At 69.5% G+C, this 731-nt stretch carries 2 protein-coding genes; one reads left to right on the top strand and one right to left on the bottom strand.

Annotated features, from left to right (window positions below):
• A partial coding sequence (locus tag A5781_RS04255) for a TetR/AcrR family transcriptional regulator (RefSeq protein ID WP_156624377.1) occupies window positions 1-392 on the bottom strand: 392 nt, incomplete at its 3' end.
• A gap of 142 nt (window positions 393-534) precedes the next feature.
• On the opposite strand from A5781_RS04255, the gene A5781_RS26045 reads away from it, so the two are divergent.
• Window positions 535-731: helix-turn-helix domain-containing protein (locus A5781_RS26045; RefSeq protein ID WP_156624375.1), on the top strand; the 197-nt coding region annotated here is incomplete at its 3' end.

Here is a 731-nt window from a genome sequence, read left to right as displayed (position 1 = left end):
AGCCGCGCATCGACGTCGGCCACGCCCTCGGCGCGGATCACCCACTCGAAGGCGGCGAGATCCGGGTACTCGCGCATGAGCCGGCCCGACTCGTCGAGCACCGCCTCGATCCGATCGATGGCGGTCCCGGCGCCCGCGGCGGCCGCCCGCAGTCGAGGCAATGCGACATCGGTGCGTGCCGCGATCGCGGCCTTGATCAACTCGGCCTTGTTCGGAAAGTAGTTGTACAGGCTGGCGCTGGTCATGTCGGCGGCCCGGGCGATCTCGCGAATCGTAGTGCGGGAGTAGCCCATCTCGGCCACACACCGCATCGCCGCGGTGATGATCCGAGCGCGGGTCTGCTCCCCGTCGGCGCCCACCGGGCGGCCCAATTGCGACGGCGCGACGCTCATGCCGCGCGGAACCCGCCGCAGGTCCGTCCATCACACACTGCGCACCTCCGCGCGGAAGCCCAAACTAATCGATCACTCGATTATATTCGACCTGCCGGGCACTCAGAGCCGGCGGACAGGACGCGCGAGTGGGGAGAGCACGGTGACGCGGGCGCAGCGTGGACGCCCGGTCGGCGCCAGCGGCGAGGAGACCCGCCGGCGGATCGTCGTCGCCACCATGCGCTGTGTGGCCACGGCGGGGTACTCACGGGCCACCATCCGTGAGATCGCCCGCACCGCCGACATGACCAGCGGCAGTCTGTACCACTACTTTCCGAACAAGGCCGAGTTGCTGGAAGC

Origin of the sequence: Mycobacterium sp. 852002-30065_SCH5024008, assembly GCF_001665645.1 — a bacterium.
In the GTDB taxonomy this organism is placed as follows: Bacteria; Actinomycetota; Actinomycetes; order Mycobacteriales; family Mycobacteriaceae; genus Mycobacterium; species Mycobacterium paraffinicum.
This window is presented reverse-complemented; position numbering and strand designations above follow the sequence as displayed.